Annotated in this window: 16 protein-coding genes; 14 read left to right on the plus strand and 2 right to left on the minus strand. The window is 54.4% G+C overall.

What is annotated here, in order from left to right; all coding sequences use genetic code 11:
- Nucleotides 1–96 precede the first annotated feature (96 nt).
- On the minus strand, nt 97–612 hold the full coding sequence (locus RC74_RS14800; RefSeq protein WP_236939947.1) for a hypothetical protein: 516 nt from the start codon (nt 610–612) through the stop codon (nt 97–99).
- Between the two features lie 464 nt (nt 613–1,076).
- Between RC74_RS14800 and RC74_RS14805 the strand changes: the two genes are divergently transcribed.
- The 12 genes from RC74_RS14805 (at nt 1,077) to RC74_RS14860 (ending at nt 11,172) form a co-directional block, all read left to right on the plus strand.
- Nucleotides 1,077–1,274 carry a Flp family type IVb pilin gene (locus RC74_RS14805; protein WP_039002039.1) on the plus strand — a complete coding sequence of 66 codons (198 nt, stop codon included), beginning with the start codon at nt 1,077–1,079 and terminating at the stop codon, nt 1,272–1,274.
- 226 nt (nt 1,275–1,500) lie between these two features.
- Nucleotides 1,501–2,304, plus strand: a complete 804-nt coding sequence (cpaB, locus tag RC74_RS14810) for a Flp pilus assembly protein CpaB (protein WP_039002040.1) — start codon at nt 1,501–1,503, stop codon at nt 2,302–2,304.
- 5 nt (nt 2,305–2,309) lie between these two features.
- Nucleotides 2,310–3,782 (plus strand): pilus assembly protein TadG-related protein, encoded by a 1,473-nt coding sequence (locus RC74_RS14815; protein WP_039002041.1) that lies wholly within the window; start codon nt 2,310–2,312, stop codon nt 3,780–3,782.
- A gap of 10 nt (nt 3,783–3,792) precedes the next feature.
- A complete protein-coding gene (locus RC74_RS23125; protein ID WP_062628299.1) occupies nt 3,793–4,116 on the plus strand; it encodes a TadE/TadG family type IV pilus assembly protein in 324 nt (107 codons plus the stop codon).
- Complete coding sequence (locus tag RC74_RS23130; RefSeq protein ID WP_062628300.1) at nt 4,113–4,292, plus strand: hypothetical protein; 180 nt, start codon at nt 4,113–4,115, stop codon at nt 4,290–4,292. Before RC74_RS23125 ends, RC74_RS23130 begins: the two co-directional genes overlap by 4 nt.
- The gene (locus tag RC74_RS14830) at nt 4,289–4,933 is read left to right on the plus strand and encodes a TadE/TadG family type IV pilus assembly protein (RefSeq protein WP_052274803.1); all 645 of its coding nucleotides are present in this window, start codon (nt 4,289–4,291) and stop codon (nt 4,931–4,933) included. The genes RC74_RS23130 and RC74_RS14830 overlap by 4 nt, the downstream gene beginning before the upstream one ends.
- Nucleotides 4,934–4,951: 18 nt before the next feature.
- Nucleotides 4,952–6,202 carry a CpaE/TadZ family protein gene (locus RC74_RS14835; RefSeq protein WP_039002043.1) on the plus strand — a complete coding sequence of 417 codons (1,251 nt, stop codon included), beginning with the start codon at nt 4,952–4,954 and terminating at the stop codon, nt 6,200–6,202.
- A gap of 11 nt (nt 6,203–6,213) precedes the next feature.
- Nucleotides 6,214–7,620 carry a TadA family conjugal transfer-associated ATPase gene (locus RC74_RS14840; protein ID WP_039002044.1) on the plus strand — a complete coding sequence of 469 codons (1,407 nt, stop codon included), beginning with the start codon at nt 6,214–6,216 and terminating at the stop codon, nt 7,618–7,620.
- Complete coding sequence (locus RC74_RS14845; protein WP_039002045.1) at nt 7,617–8,588, plus strand: type II secretion system F family protein; 972 nt, start codon at nt 7,617–7,619, stop codon at nt 8,586–8,588. Before RC74_RS14840 ends, RC74_RS14845 begins: the two co-directional genes overlap by 4 nt.
- 12 nt (nt 8,589–8,600) lie before the next feature.
- Nucleotides 8,601–9,602, plus strand: a complete 1,002-nt coding sequence (locus tag RC74_RS14850) for a type II secretion system F family protein (RefSeq protein ID WP_039002046.1) — start codon at nt 8,601–8,603, stop codon at nt 9,600–9,602.
- A gap of 243 nt (nt 9,603–9,845) precedes the next feature.
- Nucleotides 9,846–10,676: a helix-turn-helix transcriptional regulator gene (locus RC74_RS14855; RefSeq protein WP_039002047.1), complete on the plus strand. Its 831-nt coding sequence runs from the start codon at nt 9,846–9,848 to the stop codon at nt 10,674–10,676.
- A gap of 10 nt (nt 10,677–10,686) precedes the next feature.
- Complete coding sequence (locus RC74_RS14860) at nt 10,687–11,172, plus strand: A24 family peptidase (RefSeq protein ID WP_052274804.1); 486 nt, start codon at nt 10,687–10,689, stop codon at nt 11,170–11,172.
- A 23-nt stretch (nt 11,173–11,195) separates the two neighbouring features.
- On the opposite strand, the gene RC74_RS14865 is transcribed toward RC74_RS14860, so the two are convergent.
- Nucleotides 11,196–11,684, minus strand: a complete 489-nt coding sequence (locus RC74_RS14865; RefSeq protein WP_052274805.1) for a GFA family protein — start codon at nt 11,682–11,684, stop codon at nt 11,196–11,198.
- 262 nt (nt 11,685–11,946) lie between these two features.
- Here RC74_RS14865 and tig point away from each other — a divergent pair, with 262 nt between their 5' ends.
- Together tig and RC74_RS14875 are read left to right on the plus strand one after the other, a co-directional pair.
- The gene (gene tig, locus RC74_RS14870) at nt 11,947–13,278 is read left to right on the plus strand and encodes a trigger factor (RefSeq protein WP_039002048.1); all 1,332 of its coding nucleotides are present in this window, start codon (nt 11,947–11,949) and stop codon (nt 13,276–13,278) included.
- An 82-nt stretch (nt 13,279–13,360) separates the two neighbouring features.
- Entirely contained in the window at nt 13,361–14,014 is a 654-nt protein-coding gene (locus tag RC74_RS14875; protein WP_236939948.1) for a MarC family protein, read from the plus strand.
- The last annotated feature ends 1 nt before the right edge of the window (nt 14,015 follow it).

Here is a 14,015-nt window from a genome sequence, read left to right on the forward strand (position 1 = left end):
GAGCCTATGCGGGCCGCGATAGTTTGCGAAGCCTTGAGGCGAAAGGCCGCTTCAATGGATCGACGCCTTGCCTTAGTGCTTTAGTGGCACGGCAACTTATCTGTTTTCTAGGAAATGATAGGCTTCAAGAATGGTCGTGCTCAGCCCATCAAAAAAGCCCGGAACAGTGACGTCAATAAGGCCTACAGCGGGGAGTGTTTCGTCGGCGACGGTGTCTTCGGCGGGCCGCACCACAATAAGCGTGCTCGGGTCGTTGAGCAACTCGCGATAACTCGCACCTTTGCCATGCTTTAGAACGTTGATCGCCAAATAATACAGGTGGAACCGCTCAGCAAGATCAGCTTGCTCCGCCGCGACCAGCATTGTTTTCAATTTGCGCGCGAACGGACCCCGTTTAAAGGTGTTCTGCATCCGCGCCTCAAAAACAGAGAAGATATCGACCGCAGTCAATTCAAGCGCCACAGTCGCCGCGCGCAGCTCTTCTAATTGGGCGTCAGATCCGTTCTGGCCGTCCAAAAGTTTCAAAACCTCCGAAATGCGATTTTCGGACGCCTTGGCATTGGTTTGCGCCGCCGCAACCAGTTCAGGTACGCTTGGTGAAGCTCCCATCATTCTATCTCCTTAAGATATCAACTCCCTAATGCTATGCGGCGCGGAATGATAGTGGCGGGATGGGTTAATTCGGATTCTGGGGTGAGGGCGGCGGTTTTGGGCACGCTGACCCGCGCTCAAATATATGCCCAAGGCCACACGGATGTTGCGAACCTTGCTTGTTTTTATACGTAAATGAAGTCAGTCCGTTCGTTTTGGCCGCGATTTCCACCGTCCTATCCGCGATTTTTGGGTCATTTCAGGGCGGGACTCAGTGATTCCATGATGAAATTCCGAGGGGTTACAATCCGGTAAATGCGTCTGTTTCCTCGGAATTCGACAGAAAACACAACCTCGGCGCGAATAATTCAGCCGCAGAGATGAAGCGCGCGCCCCCCTGCAAAAGCTAGAATGGAACTTGGCCACCTGAGGGCGGGCCGTTTATTTATCTGGGCACCTTGGGTGCGTAAAATGGAGAGAACACTATGAAAAGAATTTTTGCAAAAACTTGGTCACGTTTTAAGTCCGATGAGCACGGCGTTACGCTGGTTGAATATGGCATTGCGCTTGTTTTGGCCGTTGTTGTCGGGACCTCAGCGCTCTCGACCCTTGGCGGCGCAGTGGGTGACAAAATGGGCAGTGCTGAAGACTGCTTGGATGGTACTACCACTACTTGCAGCTAAACTTAACGGCGGCCCAGAATTCGTCGGGCCGCCGGAAGTTCACTCATTATGAAGCAATGAAATTTGGAGGTTTTTCCAACGCAGTGCTTCAAATCCCTTTCGGTCCTTTGGCCACAATGTACGCAACGCGCTGAAGGACCGAAAATCCGTATTGATTTCACGTCATCGAACGACCGTTACGAGGGCTTCGTTTCCGCCAAATGCCAAATTGAAAAGGACCTATCACATGCGATTGTCATCTATCCTACTGGTCGTTACGGGCCTTGGTGTGGCGACGGGGTCTGTTTATCTTGCGCAGGACGTCTTGACTGCGCAGATTCTCAGCAAACAAGCGTCGCAAGAAGAAAGTCAAACGGTTGGCGTTTTGGTCGCGGGCCGCGATATCGCCTTTGGCCAAGCCATTGAATCGCAACTTATTACCACGATCTATTGGCCGCGCGATGCGTTGCCAGTGGGCGTCTTGACGGACCGCGACTTCCTCCTTCCGAGTGATGGCGTCGAGCCACGTCGGGCGCGAAAAGCCATGTCACAGGGAGAGTTGTTTTTTGCCAGTCGGGTCTCGGGATGGGGTGAAAAAGTCACCATCGTTCAGTCGCTCTCGGCCAACCACCGCGCCATGGCCATCAAAGTAAACGCCGAGACCGCCGTGGGCGGTTTTGTGACCCCCGGGGATTCCGTGGACGTGCTTTTGACCGAGGGACGGAATTCCGGATTGCGCACCGTGACGATCCTGCAAAATATCAAAGTTATTGGTGTCGATCAGGACTCCGACATCGGCAATGACTCGCCAGAAGTGGCGCGTACCGTGACCGTCGAAGTGACGCCAGATCAAGGGCAGCGTCTTGCGCTCGCCCAGCAAGCGGGCATCCTGAGCCTGACATTGCGCAACAATGTGGGCGCGGAGGACCAACCGCTCGATTCCCTTAAGCTTAGCGATCTGATGCAGGATGTTTCGCCCGTTCCGGAAATGATTTCCACCCCGAGAATTACAGTGCGGCGTGGAGTCGTAATCGCCGACGAAGGTCTGTAGAAACCATGTCAAACCGCAGGTCACATATCGCCACCTTTGGGCAGGACCAGAAGGGCACCATCCTTGTTTTTTGGGGGATGGCCCTTGCTTTGATGCTCGGACTGGTGGCGATGTCGTTTGATCTGGGGCAGGTCTCCGCCACACAGACCGATATGCAGAGCTTCACCGACAATGTGGCCCTCGCGGCAGCGGGAGAGTTGGATGGTCGCCCGGATTCCATAACGCGTGCGACAACTGCGGCCGCAAATCTGATCGTCGACAGTCGCAAGTTTGGCAGCGGCGACCATACGCTATCGGGGGCGGATGACTTTACCCTGACGTTTTTCTCGACCTTGCCTGCCAGTGACACGGCGGCCCCTACGGCGGTAACGACAAACCCAGCCCTTGCCAGATTTATCCGCGTGGCCGCCACGGAAGCCGAGGTGCCCGTCGCGTTTTATCGGGCCTTAATGGTTCTGCGCGGCGAGACCCTTCAGGATATTAACGTGCAAGCCCAGTCGATTGCGGGCATGACCCAATTCGCCTGTGACGTGACCCCGTTGATGTTTTGCCAGCCAAGTGGATGGACGTCGGCGGCCAACAAGGGGACGATGGTTAACCTTCGTTCTGGTGGCAATGGCGCGGCTTGGGCACCAGGAAACTTCGGGTTTTTGGACCCGTCCAAGGCGCTGGTCGATTCCGAGGGCCCTTGCGCGGGGAAAAACGGCGTAAAGCTGGATGCGTGTTTACTTGCGGCGGTGGGATCGATCACACAGTGCTACGCGCTCAATGGGGTCGATACGGAACCTGGCCAAAAGAACGGCATCGAAAACGCAATTTTTAACGTGCGGTTTGACATTTTTCAGACGATCCTAAAGAGCGAGAAAAATAACCCGAACTATGCGCCTGCACCCAACGTTATAAAGGGGGTGGTGCCCTCAAACGGCAACGCCTGTCCAAACAACTACGACCCATCCCCCGATACAGTGGGCTTGCCGCGCGACGATTGTTTTAACGCGGGGGGGTGCGCTGGGGGGCGCTTTGGCGATGGGGACTGGTCGGCGGGCTATGCCAATTACATCGCGACCAATTATGGCGGTGCCGACCCGTTTTTCATCAATCCTGCGCTCGACACGCGCTATGATCTTTACAAGGCCGAAATTGCCAACCCACAAGGGACAAGCGGCAACGCGGGTATCCTTCCGAATGGGCTGGCGGAAAGCGGATTGCCGCAATGTAATACCGCAGGCGGTGCTTCAATTGGACCTGAACGCCGCGTCATTGTGGCGGCTGCGATCGACTGTGCCGCCAACAATATTCAGGGTTCCGCCGTTAACGTACCTGTGGCCGAATTCGTCGAAATTTTCCTGACAGAGCCCGTGGCGGCCGTCAGCTCAAACACTGTGGATATTTGGGGCGAAGTGATTGGCCCTGCGGATCAAGGCAGCGGCGCGGGGTCGACCGGAATTTTCCGCGACGTCGTGCAGTTGTACCGGTGAGGGGGGGGGCATGTTGAAACATCGGATCAAACGCGCCTTTGGTGGTTTTCGTCGCGATGAGCGCGGGACGGCCCTCGTTGAACTGGCAATTTCGCTGCCGTTTGCGTTGCTGGTTTTTGGCATGATTATTGAGGGATCACGGATGCTGTGGGCCTATCAGTCGGCAGCGGCAGGCGTGCGAGATGCGACGCGGTATCTGGCGCGGATTGTGCCGCGCGATATTTGCACCTCGGGGGGGCTGTCGCGGGCTATACCACGCAACTCACGGGAATCGTGCGCAACAGTTCCAGCGGCACCACGCTGTTTCCCAACGGCATTACCGTCAATTCGGTGATCCCCACCTATAGCTGTATCGCGGGGGATTATCGCAAAGGCATCGCGCCGATTGCTCAAGTTTCCGCAGAGATTACGATCACAATGCCTTTCTCGGGCTTCTTTGCAGTCGCGGGCTATACGCTCAACGATGTGACGACCACCGTCACCGATCAAAGCCGGATTTTCGGGTCATGAGGGCGCATCGCACATATTTGGCGCGGACCGTTGAATTCTGGCGCAATGAGCGCGGGGCGACCCTTGTGGAATTCGCAATCGCCTTGGCTCTTTTCCTACTGTTGTTGTTCGGGATGATCGATTTTGGCCGTCTTGCCTATCACCGGATTGCCGCCGAAAAAGCGATGCATATTGCGGCCCGTTTGGCGGCGGTGCGCCCCGCCGCCTGCGCGGGTTTGCCCAGTATCAACGCGCGCGGATCAACATCCGTTGTGCCCAAGCCGCGGTTTGGAACCAGTTGCGGCGCGGGGGCGAATATTTGTGCCACGCAAGCGTCGCTCGTCTGCACAGGGTCAGCGACGAACGCGACCGCCAGTGAAATATGGGCGCGTATCAACGCGATCCTTCCGCCCGGTGTGGCGATCGACGATTTGCAAATTTCCTACACGTTCGACCCCAATCTTGGGTTTCTGGGGGGCCCCTATGTTCCTTTGGTCACGGCGGAACTTGTGGGGGCCACGTTTACCTTCATTTCCCCGCTCGGACAGCTTGCCAGCCTTGCTGGGGGATCGGCCCCAAGTGGCCTTGGTGGAACAATAAATTTCCCTTCAATGAGTGTCTCCCTTCCGGGAGAGGACTTGGCGAGTGGGACGAATGGATAACATTAGGAGGTTAAGTCAATGACAGAGCCAGTTCAGAAAATCACGGTTTTTGCCGCAAATGGCCCAGACTCAGACGCGATTTCCGCAGTTGTCTGTACGCTTGACAACGTCAAGTTGAACCGCCGCGATATGACCCTTTCAAAAGCCAACGGCACCGCGCATGCACTGGCGGCCTCGGGCGAGATGATCCTGTTTCGAACCTCGGGGGAGAGCGAACAGGACGAGGTGGCGGTGCGGGAATTGTGCCGCACTGCAGGGCCGGATGTGCGGGTGGTTGCCATCAGCGACCCCGACTTGCAATTGGCGGCGGCGCGTAAACTTTTGCAAGCTGGCGTGGCAGATGTCTTGCCGATGCCGGTGACCAAAAAGGACCTGACGGAGTGTTTGGAGCGCTTGAGGGCACCGATTGCCGCCGTTGCGCCGCTTGCTTTACAGCGTGGCAAAATCATCACCGTCGCCCAAGCGCGCGGCGGGATTGGCGGCACCACGGTCGCCGTCAACCTTGCGGATGCCTTGCGGGGCGAGGCGGGACTTCTGCGCCGCAATGTCGTCAAAAAGGTCGCTTTGGTCGATCTGGATTTGCAGTTTGGCGGGATCGCAAGCTTTTTGGATATCGAGGCCAACGACTCCCTTTGTCGGATGGCCAAAGACGAAATTATCCCCGACGCCACGTTTTTGTCGCAAGCCATGGTGACCACCAAAGGCGGGTTGTCGGTGATCACTGCGCCAACTGAATTTGTGCCCATGGAGTCGCTCACAAGCGAGCAGGTTGAAGCGCTTTTGGAGCAGTTGACGCTTCAATTTGATTACGTGGTGGTGGACCTGCCGCGCACCTTGGTGCAGTGGGTGCAATCGGTGCTGAACATGAGTGATCGGCTGTATTTGATTACCGATAGTTCGGTACCTGCGATCCGCCAGTCAAAACGTCTGATTGATGCCTATTCCGAAGAAAGCCCGAGACTACCGATTGATATTATTGTGAATTTTGAAGCCAAGCCGATATTTAAAGGCCGTCACCATGTGCAGGCCGCGAAGCTGTTGGAGCGGGAGTTGCGACATTGGCTTCCCCTTGATCCCAAAGCCACACGCGAGGCCCTTGATCGTGGGGTGCCGCTGTCCGTGGCGGCAAGCCGATCCGCGTTGACCAAAGCGATTAAGAAGCTTGCTGTCGAGGTCATTGACGAGAAAACGACCGCAAAGACAGACCCGATGAAGCGCGAAGCCACCCAGGGTTCCGATGCCATTTTTAAATCAATTCAGTCGAGCTAAGGAGAGCCAAGGTGTTCAAGAATTTTACACGAAACGGTAAAGAAAATTCAGCCAAAAGCATCGACCTCCCCGGAGCGGCGGTTGCTAAAGCTCTGAAGACCCCGTTGCAACTCGTCGATCCTCAACAAAGTGCCACAGAACACACGTTGATTAAGCGGCTAGAACTCAAAAGCCGCCTGCATGACGCCTTGCTGGATCGGTTGAATTTCTCGGTGATCGACAAGGTCGAGGATGAGGCGCTGCGCAAGGAAGTAACCTCCTTGGTGAGCGAAGTCTTAAGTAAGGAAGGCACGCCGTTACGCGGCGAAGAATTCAAGAAGATCGTTGATGAGTTGATGGATGAGGTGCTTGGATTAGGGCCGCTTGAGCCGCTCCTCGCAGATCCCACCATTAACGATATTCTGGTGAACGGCCACAAAAGCGTGTTCGTGGAACGCTTTGGTGTGCTGGAGCGCACCAACGCCCGCTTTCGCGACGAGAAGCATCTTTTGCGGGTGATCGACAAGATCGTTACACGGATTGGACGCCGAGTAGACGAAAGCCAGCCTTGGGTGGATGCGCGCCTTGAGGACGGCAGCCGCGTGAATGCGATCATCCGGCCCTGTGCCATCGACGGCCCCTCGATTTCGATCCGTAAGTTTTCGCGCCAACCCTATAGTCTGGCGCGACTGGTCGCGAGTGGCGCCCTTACGGGGCCAGCCGCAAAGTTTCTGGAAGGGCTGGTGGATGCGCGGATGAATGTGTTGATTTCCGGCGGCACGGGCTCGGGTAAGACCACCATGCTCAATGCTATGTCGGCATTTATTTCTGAAAAAGAGCGGATTGTGACCATCGAAGATGCCGCCGAATTGCAACTACAGCAAGGTCATGTTGTGCGCCTTGAAACACGGCCCTCCAACCCGTCGGGGGGCGGGGCAGTGGCGCAGCGGGACCTGTTGCGCAACGCGCTTCGGATGCGGCCTGATCGGATCATCGTGGGCGAGGTGCGTGGCGCTGAAACCTTCGATATGTTGCAGGCGATGAACACGGGCCACGACGGATCGATGACCACGGTGCACGCCAATACCGCGCGCGACGCGCTGTCGCGGTTGGAGCAAATGGTGACGATGATGGGCGTTGATTTTCCGATGGCGGCCATCCGTGGCCAGATCGCAAGCGGATTGCAATTCGTGCTGCAACTATCCCGCCTAAGCGACGGGCGCCGCCGCGTGATGTCGATTTCCGAAATTACCGGCATGGAGGGCGATGTGATTACGATGCAGGACATCTTTGTGTTCCGCAAAACCGGTCGCAGCGAAAATGGCGATATTCTGGGGGAATTCATTCCCACGGGCATCCGTCCCAAGGCCGCCGAGGCGCTGATCGCTGCGGGGATTAGCATCGATGCCTCCATGTTTATTAGGGAGAAAGTGCAATGAAACAGCTTATGTCCCACCCCTATGCTTTGTATTTTGTCTATACGTTTTTGGCGGTGGGCGTGTTTTTCCTTCTCTCTGGCGTTTGGCAACTTCTGCGCCGCTCCGAGAACAAACATGAAGCACGCAATCGTCGGATGAAAATGATCGCGGGCGGGGCGACGGCGGCGGAAATACTTGCTGTCCTCAAACCGGTGGAACGCGGGGGGTGGATAACGCGCCTGCCGTTTGTTGGCGACCTTCCCAAGGCGATGCGGCAAGCGGGGATGACCAGCTCGCCGACGCTGCTCATCCTGATTTGTCTGAGCATTTCGGCCGTTATTTCCGCAATGGCAGCTATGAAAGTGACGCTTTGGATGGCCATTGCCATAGGTGTTACGGTTGGCTTTCTCCTGCCTATCGGGATTATTCGCCACCGTCGGGCGGCGCGCATTGAGGCGATAACCAAACTCTTGCCTGAGGCGCTGGATTTGATGTCGCGCGGCTTGCGTGTGGGGCATCCGTTGAACACATCAATTGCCTCGGTCGCAGAGCAAATGCCCGATCCGATTGGCTCCGAATTTGGTCTGATCGCAGACCAAGTGAGTTTTGGCGACGACTTGGTCGACGCTTTTGCCGAATTTGCAGATCGTATCGACATTGAGGACGTCCACTATCTCTCGGCCAGTTTGGGCATTCAACACGGGACGGGGGGCGACTTGGCGCGGGTGCTCGACGTCTTGTCCAAGGTGGTTAAAAACCGGATCGCCATGCGGCGGCGGATTCAGGCGATTTCCGCAGAGGGCCGTTTGTCGTCGTATTTCCTCTCGGCGATCCCCGTGTTTATTTTCGTTTCCACGTCAATTTCCAATCCGCGATACTATCAGGATGTCTATGACGATCCGCTTTTCATTCCCATGGCCATCGCGGTTGTGACGTTCACGGTGTTGAACGCCGTTATTCTCGCCAAACTCGTTAGATTTAGAATATGAAAGGCTGCGACCATGTTTGAAACACTCACAACACTGACGAGTGCGTGGAATATCACGCCGCAAATGGTCCTTATTATCGGAATGGGACTGGGCGCGTTAACCATCCTTGGGGGCGTCGCGGTTTTGGTTGGGGAGCGCAACCCCGCCGCAGACCGCATCGCGGCCAGCGCCACAAAACGCCGTGAACAGCGGCGTGATTTCGGGCTTTTGCAAGCCCCCAATCATGACCCCAAAGGCATTTGGAAAGCGCTTCTACCGGGGGATATGAAAGAGCGCAGTGACCTGTCCCGCAAATTGTCACAAGCTGGATATAACGGCCCCCACAACCTGCGAAATTTCACTTTGGTCCGTGTTGTTTTGGGCCTTGGCTTGCCTGGGGTTCTGTTGGCGGTTTTGCTCATTAGTCGCGTGCCGGACATTCAATTGCCGTTTGATATTTCCAGCCGTGTCTCCGAGATGTCGAATGGCACCATTGTGCGCGTGCTCTCTGTTTTGATATTTCTGGGGTATTTTGTTCCGATCAAATGGCTCAATGATCGTGCTGAAGAGCGGCGGATGCGGATCGAGGAATCTTTTCCCAACGCCTTGGACCTCATGCAAATTTCTGTTGAAGCGGGGCTTGGGTTTGACGCCGCGATGACGCGGGCTGGAAATGAATTGGCCGAAATTGCGCCCGAGATGGCCTATGAGTTCCTCACGGTTCAGCGGCAAATTCAAGCTGGTCGTGATCGGGACGCCGCAATGCAAGACATGGCCCAGCGAACAAATGTGGATGTCATCCGCTCGTTTTCCGCTGTGGTCAGCCAATCGGTTCAATTCGGGACATCCATGTCGGAGGCCCTGACGGCCTACGCCAAAGAGATGCGAGAGTTCAGGGAAGTTAAGGCCCAAGAAATGGCCAATAAACTGCCCGTGAAAATGTCTGTTGTGCTCGCGTCCCTCATGCTTCCCGCGCTGATTTTAATTTCCATTGGCCCGGTTGTTATTCGCTATACACGGTTTTTTGCCGAGTAAGAGGGCAGGGTTTTTGCCCTAATTTTGACACAATTCATCCGAAAATACATGCTAGGATTGAAAATGCAGTGAAAAAGCCGCCAAATGTGGCAATTTGTTGACAGAATTAAGAATTCAGGCCTAAAATTAAGACATAGGCTGGAAGAACCAGCATTGAGATTTTTTGAGGCACCCGAGTATGTTTATGGGGGTCATAAAGTGGGTACTAAGGGACATTATGGGGATAATACCCTAGGGAATACTTTGAGCGTTGTAAGTCTGGTCGAAGGCATAGCTGGCTGGTGCCAAGCGGTGCAGGGCGTCGCGTCCTTTCGGCAAGGCCTTAAGGCGATCTCAATGGGATTTGGGGCAAAAGCCGCGACGCTGGTGAAGGCCGCGAAAACGCAAGACGGGAAAATTCGATCTATTTCCGTGGACTTACAGCGAGAGGCGCAATGCGGCGCGTTGGATCGCTCATTTGCTGACCTTATTTTAGGATCCTATATAGCGCACGCCAAACTTGGCTCCGTTTGGTACGCCAGCATGGCCGCCTATGGGGATGCGCCAGAATTGTTGGAGTTGAGAAATCAACGCGCTCTGGCCGAAACTGTGGTGATCGTTTTGGGGCAAGACGGGAAGTGGGTTTACCTTCTGGAACTGCATTTCGCCAACCGCCTGTCATCAGGGGCCGGCGCGATGCTGACGTCCCTGTGCGACACGCTGTGTCAAACGTGGTCGTGCCTCTCGCCGGGGGTGTTTTCAGAATCCCTCTTGGATCGTCAGCCAGAAACCTTGAATGTGACCCTCGCAGCACCGCTTTTGTCGGACCTTAATCCGGCGGGGTTAAGTCGCGCAGAATTTCGCGTGTGTTTGCTGTTGAGTCATGGGTTAAACCGCGACGTTTTGGCCAAGGAGTTGAAAATTTCGTCCTCTACCCTGCGCAGTCACCTCAGACAGATTTATGACAAGGCCGAATGCCGAAATCTGAGCGACTTGCTGCGTCGGTTACTTCTGGTTGGGCCAAGCCCCACGCAGGAAACCCCCTTGGTAACAGCGATCGAGCGAAGGGCGATATCCCATCAATCCGTCGCTTGACGGCCCTGAAATGATGCTTTTGCCGCTTTTGCTTTTTACGCCGGTTCTGCTTTATGTCGCGCAAAGCGATCTGCGGTGGATGCGGATTCCAAATACGGCCTCGCTCCTTGGGATTGGCTTGTTTGTGGTCACCATTCCATTGATTGGACTTGAGGAGGCCATTTCGCGCATCCTCCCCGCCTTGATCGTGTTTTGTATCGGGTTTGCCCTGTTTCTCCTGCGGATTTTTGCGGGCGGGGATGTGAAAATTCTTGCGGTGCTCATGCTTTTTATTCCGTCGGGAACGCTCTCGCTTTTTGCGCTGGTTTTCTCGGGGGCGATGCTTTTGGGCATTGTCGCCGTAACCGGCACCCGTGCGTTGGCCCTCCCGCAATTGCGCGGCTGGGTTTCGATGCGCGCACGCGGCCTGATGCCGATGGGGCTGTCCATCAGCCTCGCGGGCATTGGCCATTTAGCGGTGCTTTATGCGCTTAAAACGTCTTCCCTGATGCCCTGATCCGAGTCCGTCGCAAGGGTGGTTTAGGTTCCGATAATTTGGTGTGTTTCAAACACGGTTGGTTCTATGGGGGTCCCATCCGGTTCGGTCGCGTGTTCGATAAAGGTATTCACATGGGGCGGAATGGACGTGCCGCGTTGGGCCACGCCTAGGAAAATTTGCTTTGAGTTTTCCGGAGTCAGATCAAACCAATCCGGATCGTCAAATGTGCCGCCATAGACCCCAACAATGTTGGCGAAACGCTCAAAGGTTAAAAACAATTTGGTCCCGCACGTGTCGCAGAAATGAACGAAAACCTTTTTGCCGCTGCCCGCCGAGATATGAGCGTATTTTTTCGGTGTTCCTTTGAGGAGGCGAAAATCCTGTGCGTCAAAAATCGGCTCAACCATATAGGCGCCGCCCGTGGCGCGTTGGCAAAATTTGCAATGGCATATCGTAACGCGGCTGGGTTGATTTTCCACAGCGTAGCGAAGGTTTCCGCACAGGCATCCGCCTTGGGCATTTTCCATCATCGTGCCTCCCTCGATTTTTTGTGAACCTCTCGTTTTATAGCATGATTTCGGGTGCAAGTCGCACAACAATCCTCGGGGAAGTGCGATCTTGGCGGGCGGTTTTCCTCAAAAAGAAGCTGGATATTGCTGCTCGTGGCCTTTGTGTGCCGATGGTGGTGGGATTGCGGCCTTTCTCCTTGCATCACGGCGCTCATCCCCATAGAAGAACCGTGATTTAACTCATTGCCGCGTCCGCGCGGCCATTTTGCTATAAGGACCCCCCATGCAGGTTACTGAGATCCTGAACGAAGGCCTAAAACGCGGTTACACGCTTGTTATTCCCGCTGCCGATTTGGACGCAAAAGTTAACGAAAAGCTTAAAGAAGCGCAGCCAGATGTTGAAATGAAGGGCTTCCGTAAAGGCAAAGTGCCTATGGCGTTGCTCAAAAAGCAATTCGGCCAGAAAGTTATCGGCGAAGCCATTCAAGAGACCATCGATGGCGGCCTTGGCAAGCATTTTGAAGATTCCGGCGACCGCCCTGCGTTGCAACCAGACATTCAAATGACCAACCAAGACTGGAAAGAGGGCGATGACGTTGAAGTTACCGTCGCTTATGAAGCTCTTCCCGAGATTCCAGAAGTTGACCTAAAAGCTCTGGCGCTTGAAAAACTCATCGCAAAAGCGGATGACGCTTCTGTGGACGAAGCTTTGACCAACCTTGCCGGAACCGTCAAAAATTACGAAGATCGTAAAGCTGGCAGCAAAGCCAAAAAAGACGATCAAATCACCATCGATTTCGCAGGCAAAGTTGACGGCGAATTGTTTGATGGCGGCACAGCCGAAGACTTCCCATTGGTTCTCGGTTCCGGTTCGTTCATCCCCGGTTTTGAAGACCAATTGATTGGTGCCAAAGTTGGCGACGATGTTGCCGTTACAGTGACGTTCCCTGCGGAATATCAGGCGGCAAACCTTGCGGGCAAAGAAGCTATTTTTGATTGCACAGTGAAAGCTGTAAAATCGGAAATCGCTGCTGTGGTTGACGATGAATTGGCGAAAAAATTTGGCGCTGAGGATCTTGCTGGTCTTAAAGGTCAAATCGCTGAACGTCTTGAAGCTGAATATGCGGGCGCTGCTCGTGCGGTTCAAAAACGTGCATTGCTTGATGCGCTTGACGGTTTGGTAAGCTTCGAGCTTCCCCCATCGTTGCTTGAAGCCGAAGCTGGTCAAATCGCGCATCAACTATGGCACGAAGACAACCCAGATGTTGAAGGCCATGATCACCCCGAAATCGAAACAACAGACGAGCACAAGAAGCTTGCGGAACGCCGTGTGCGTTTGGGTCTGTTGTTGGCAGATATCGGTCAGAAAGCGAAACTTGAAGTTTCCGATGCTGAAATGACCCAAGCGATCATGACGCAAGCGCGCCAGTATCCAGGTCAAGAACGTCAGTTCTTTGAATTTGTTCAACAAAACCAACAAATGCAACAGCAACTTCGCGCTCCATTGTTCGAAGATAAAGTTGTAGACTATGTTTTTGAATTGGCCACGGTCAGCGAAAAAACTGTCACCAAAGAAGATCTTGAGAAAGCTGTGGAAGCTCTCGAAGAAATGTAAGGCCTAACCGCTTTTAAAAAAACGAGGGTCGTCGCGGGGTTAAACCAGCGGCGGCCCTTTTTTTGTGATATAAAATTGCAAAATGAGTACTGAGGGTATTGGACGTATGGACTGGTCAGACGTTGTTAGAGATTTTTTAACGATATTTGCGGTGATTGATCCGATTGGGTCGGTCCCTGTGTTTCTCTTTGCTACTGCCAAAGTGCCCCCCCACTTGCACAAACGATTTGCGCTTCGAGCGGTCCTGATTGCGACATTGGTGTTGTTTGGATTTTTGATCGGTGGTCAGTTCGTTTTGGAAGGCCTTGGTGTTCGGTTGGGCGCCTTTCAAGTCGCTGGGGGGATTATCCTTTTCCTCTTTGCCCTGACGATGATCTTTGGAGAATCCAAACCTTCGGCAGAAATTCACGAGGCGGAAAAAGACTATTTGTCGGGCGCAGTGTTCCCGCTGGCGATGCCGTCGATTGCGTCTCCAGGGGCGATGTTGGGGGTGGTCATCCTAACAGACAATAATCGTTTTTCTGTTGCTGAGCAATCGGTTACAGCAGTGCTATTGCTGTCAGTCCTCTTGTTTACGCTCGTTTTCCTCCTTATGGCGCAGAGAATTTATCGGGTTATTGGCACAACTGGGGCGAGTGTGATCAGCCGCGTTATGGGCATCATTCTTGCGACAATCGCGATTGATTCCATCCTGCAAGGCCTTGAAGTTGTCGGCGCTATTAGTCTAAATCCCTAAA

Origin of the sequence: Falsihalocynthiibacter arcticus (assembly GCF_000812665.2) — a bacterium.
GTDB lineage: Bacteria > Pseudomonadota > Alphaproteobacteria > Rhodobacterales > Rhodobacteraceae > Falsihalocynthiibacter > Falsihalocynthiibacter arcticus.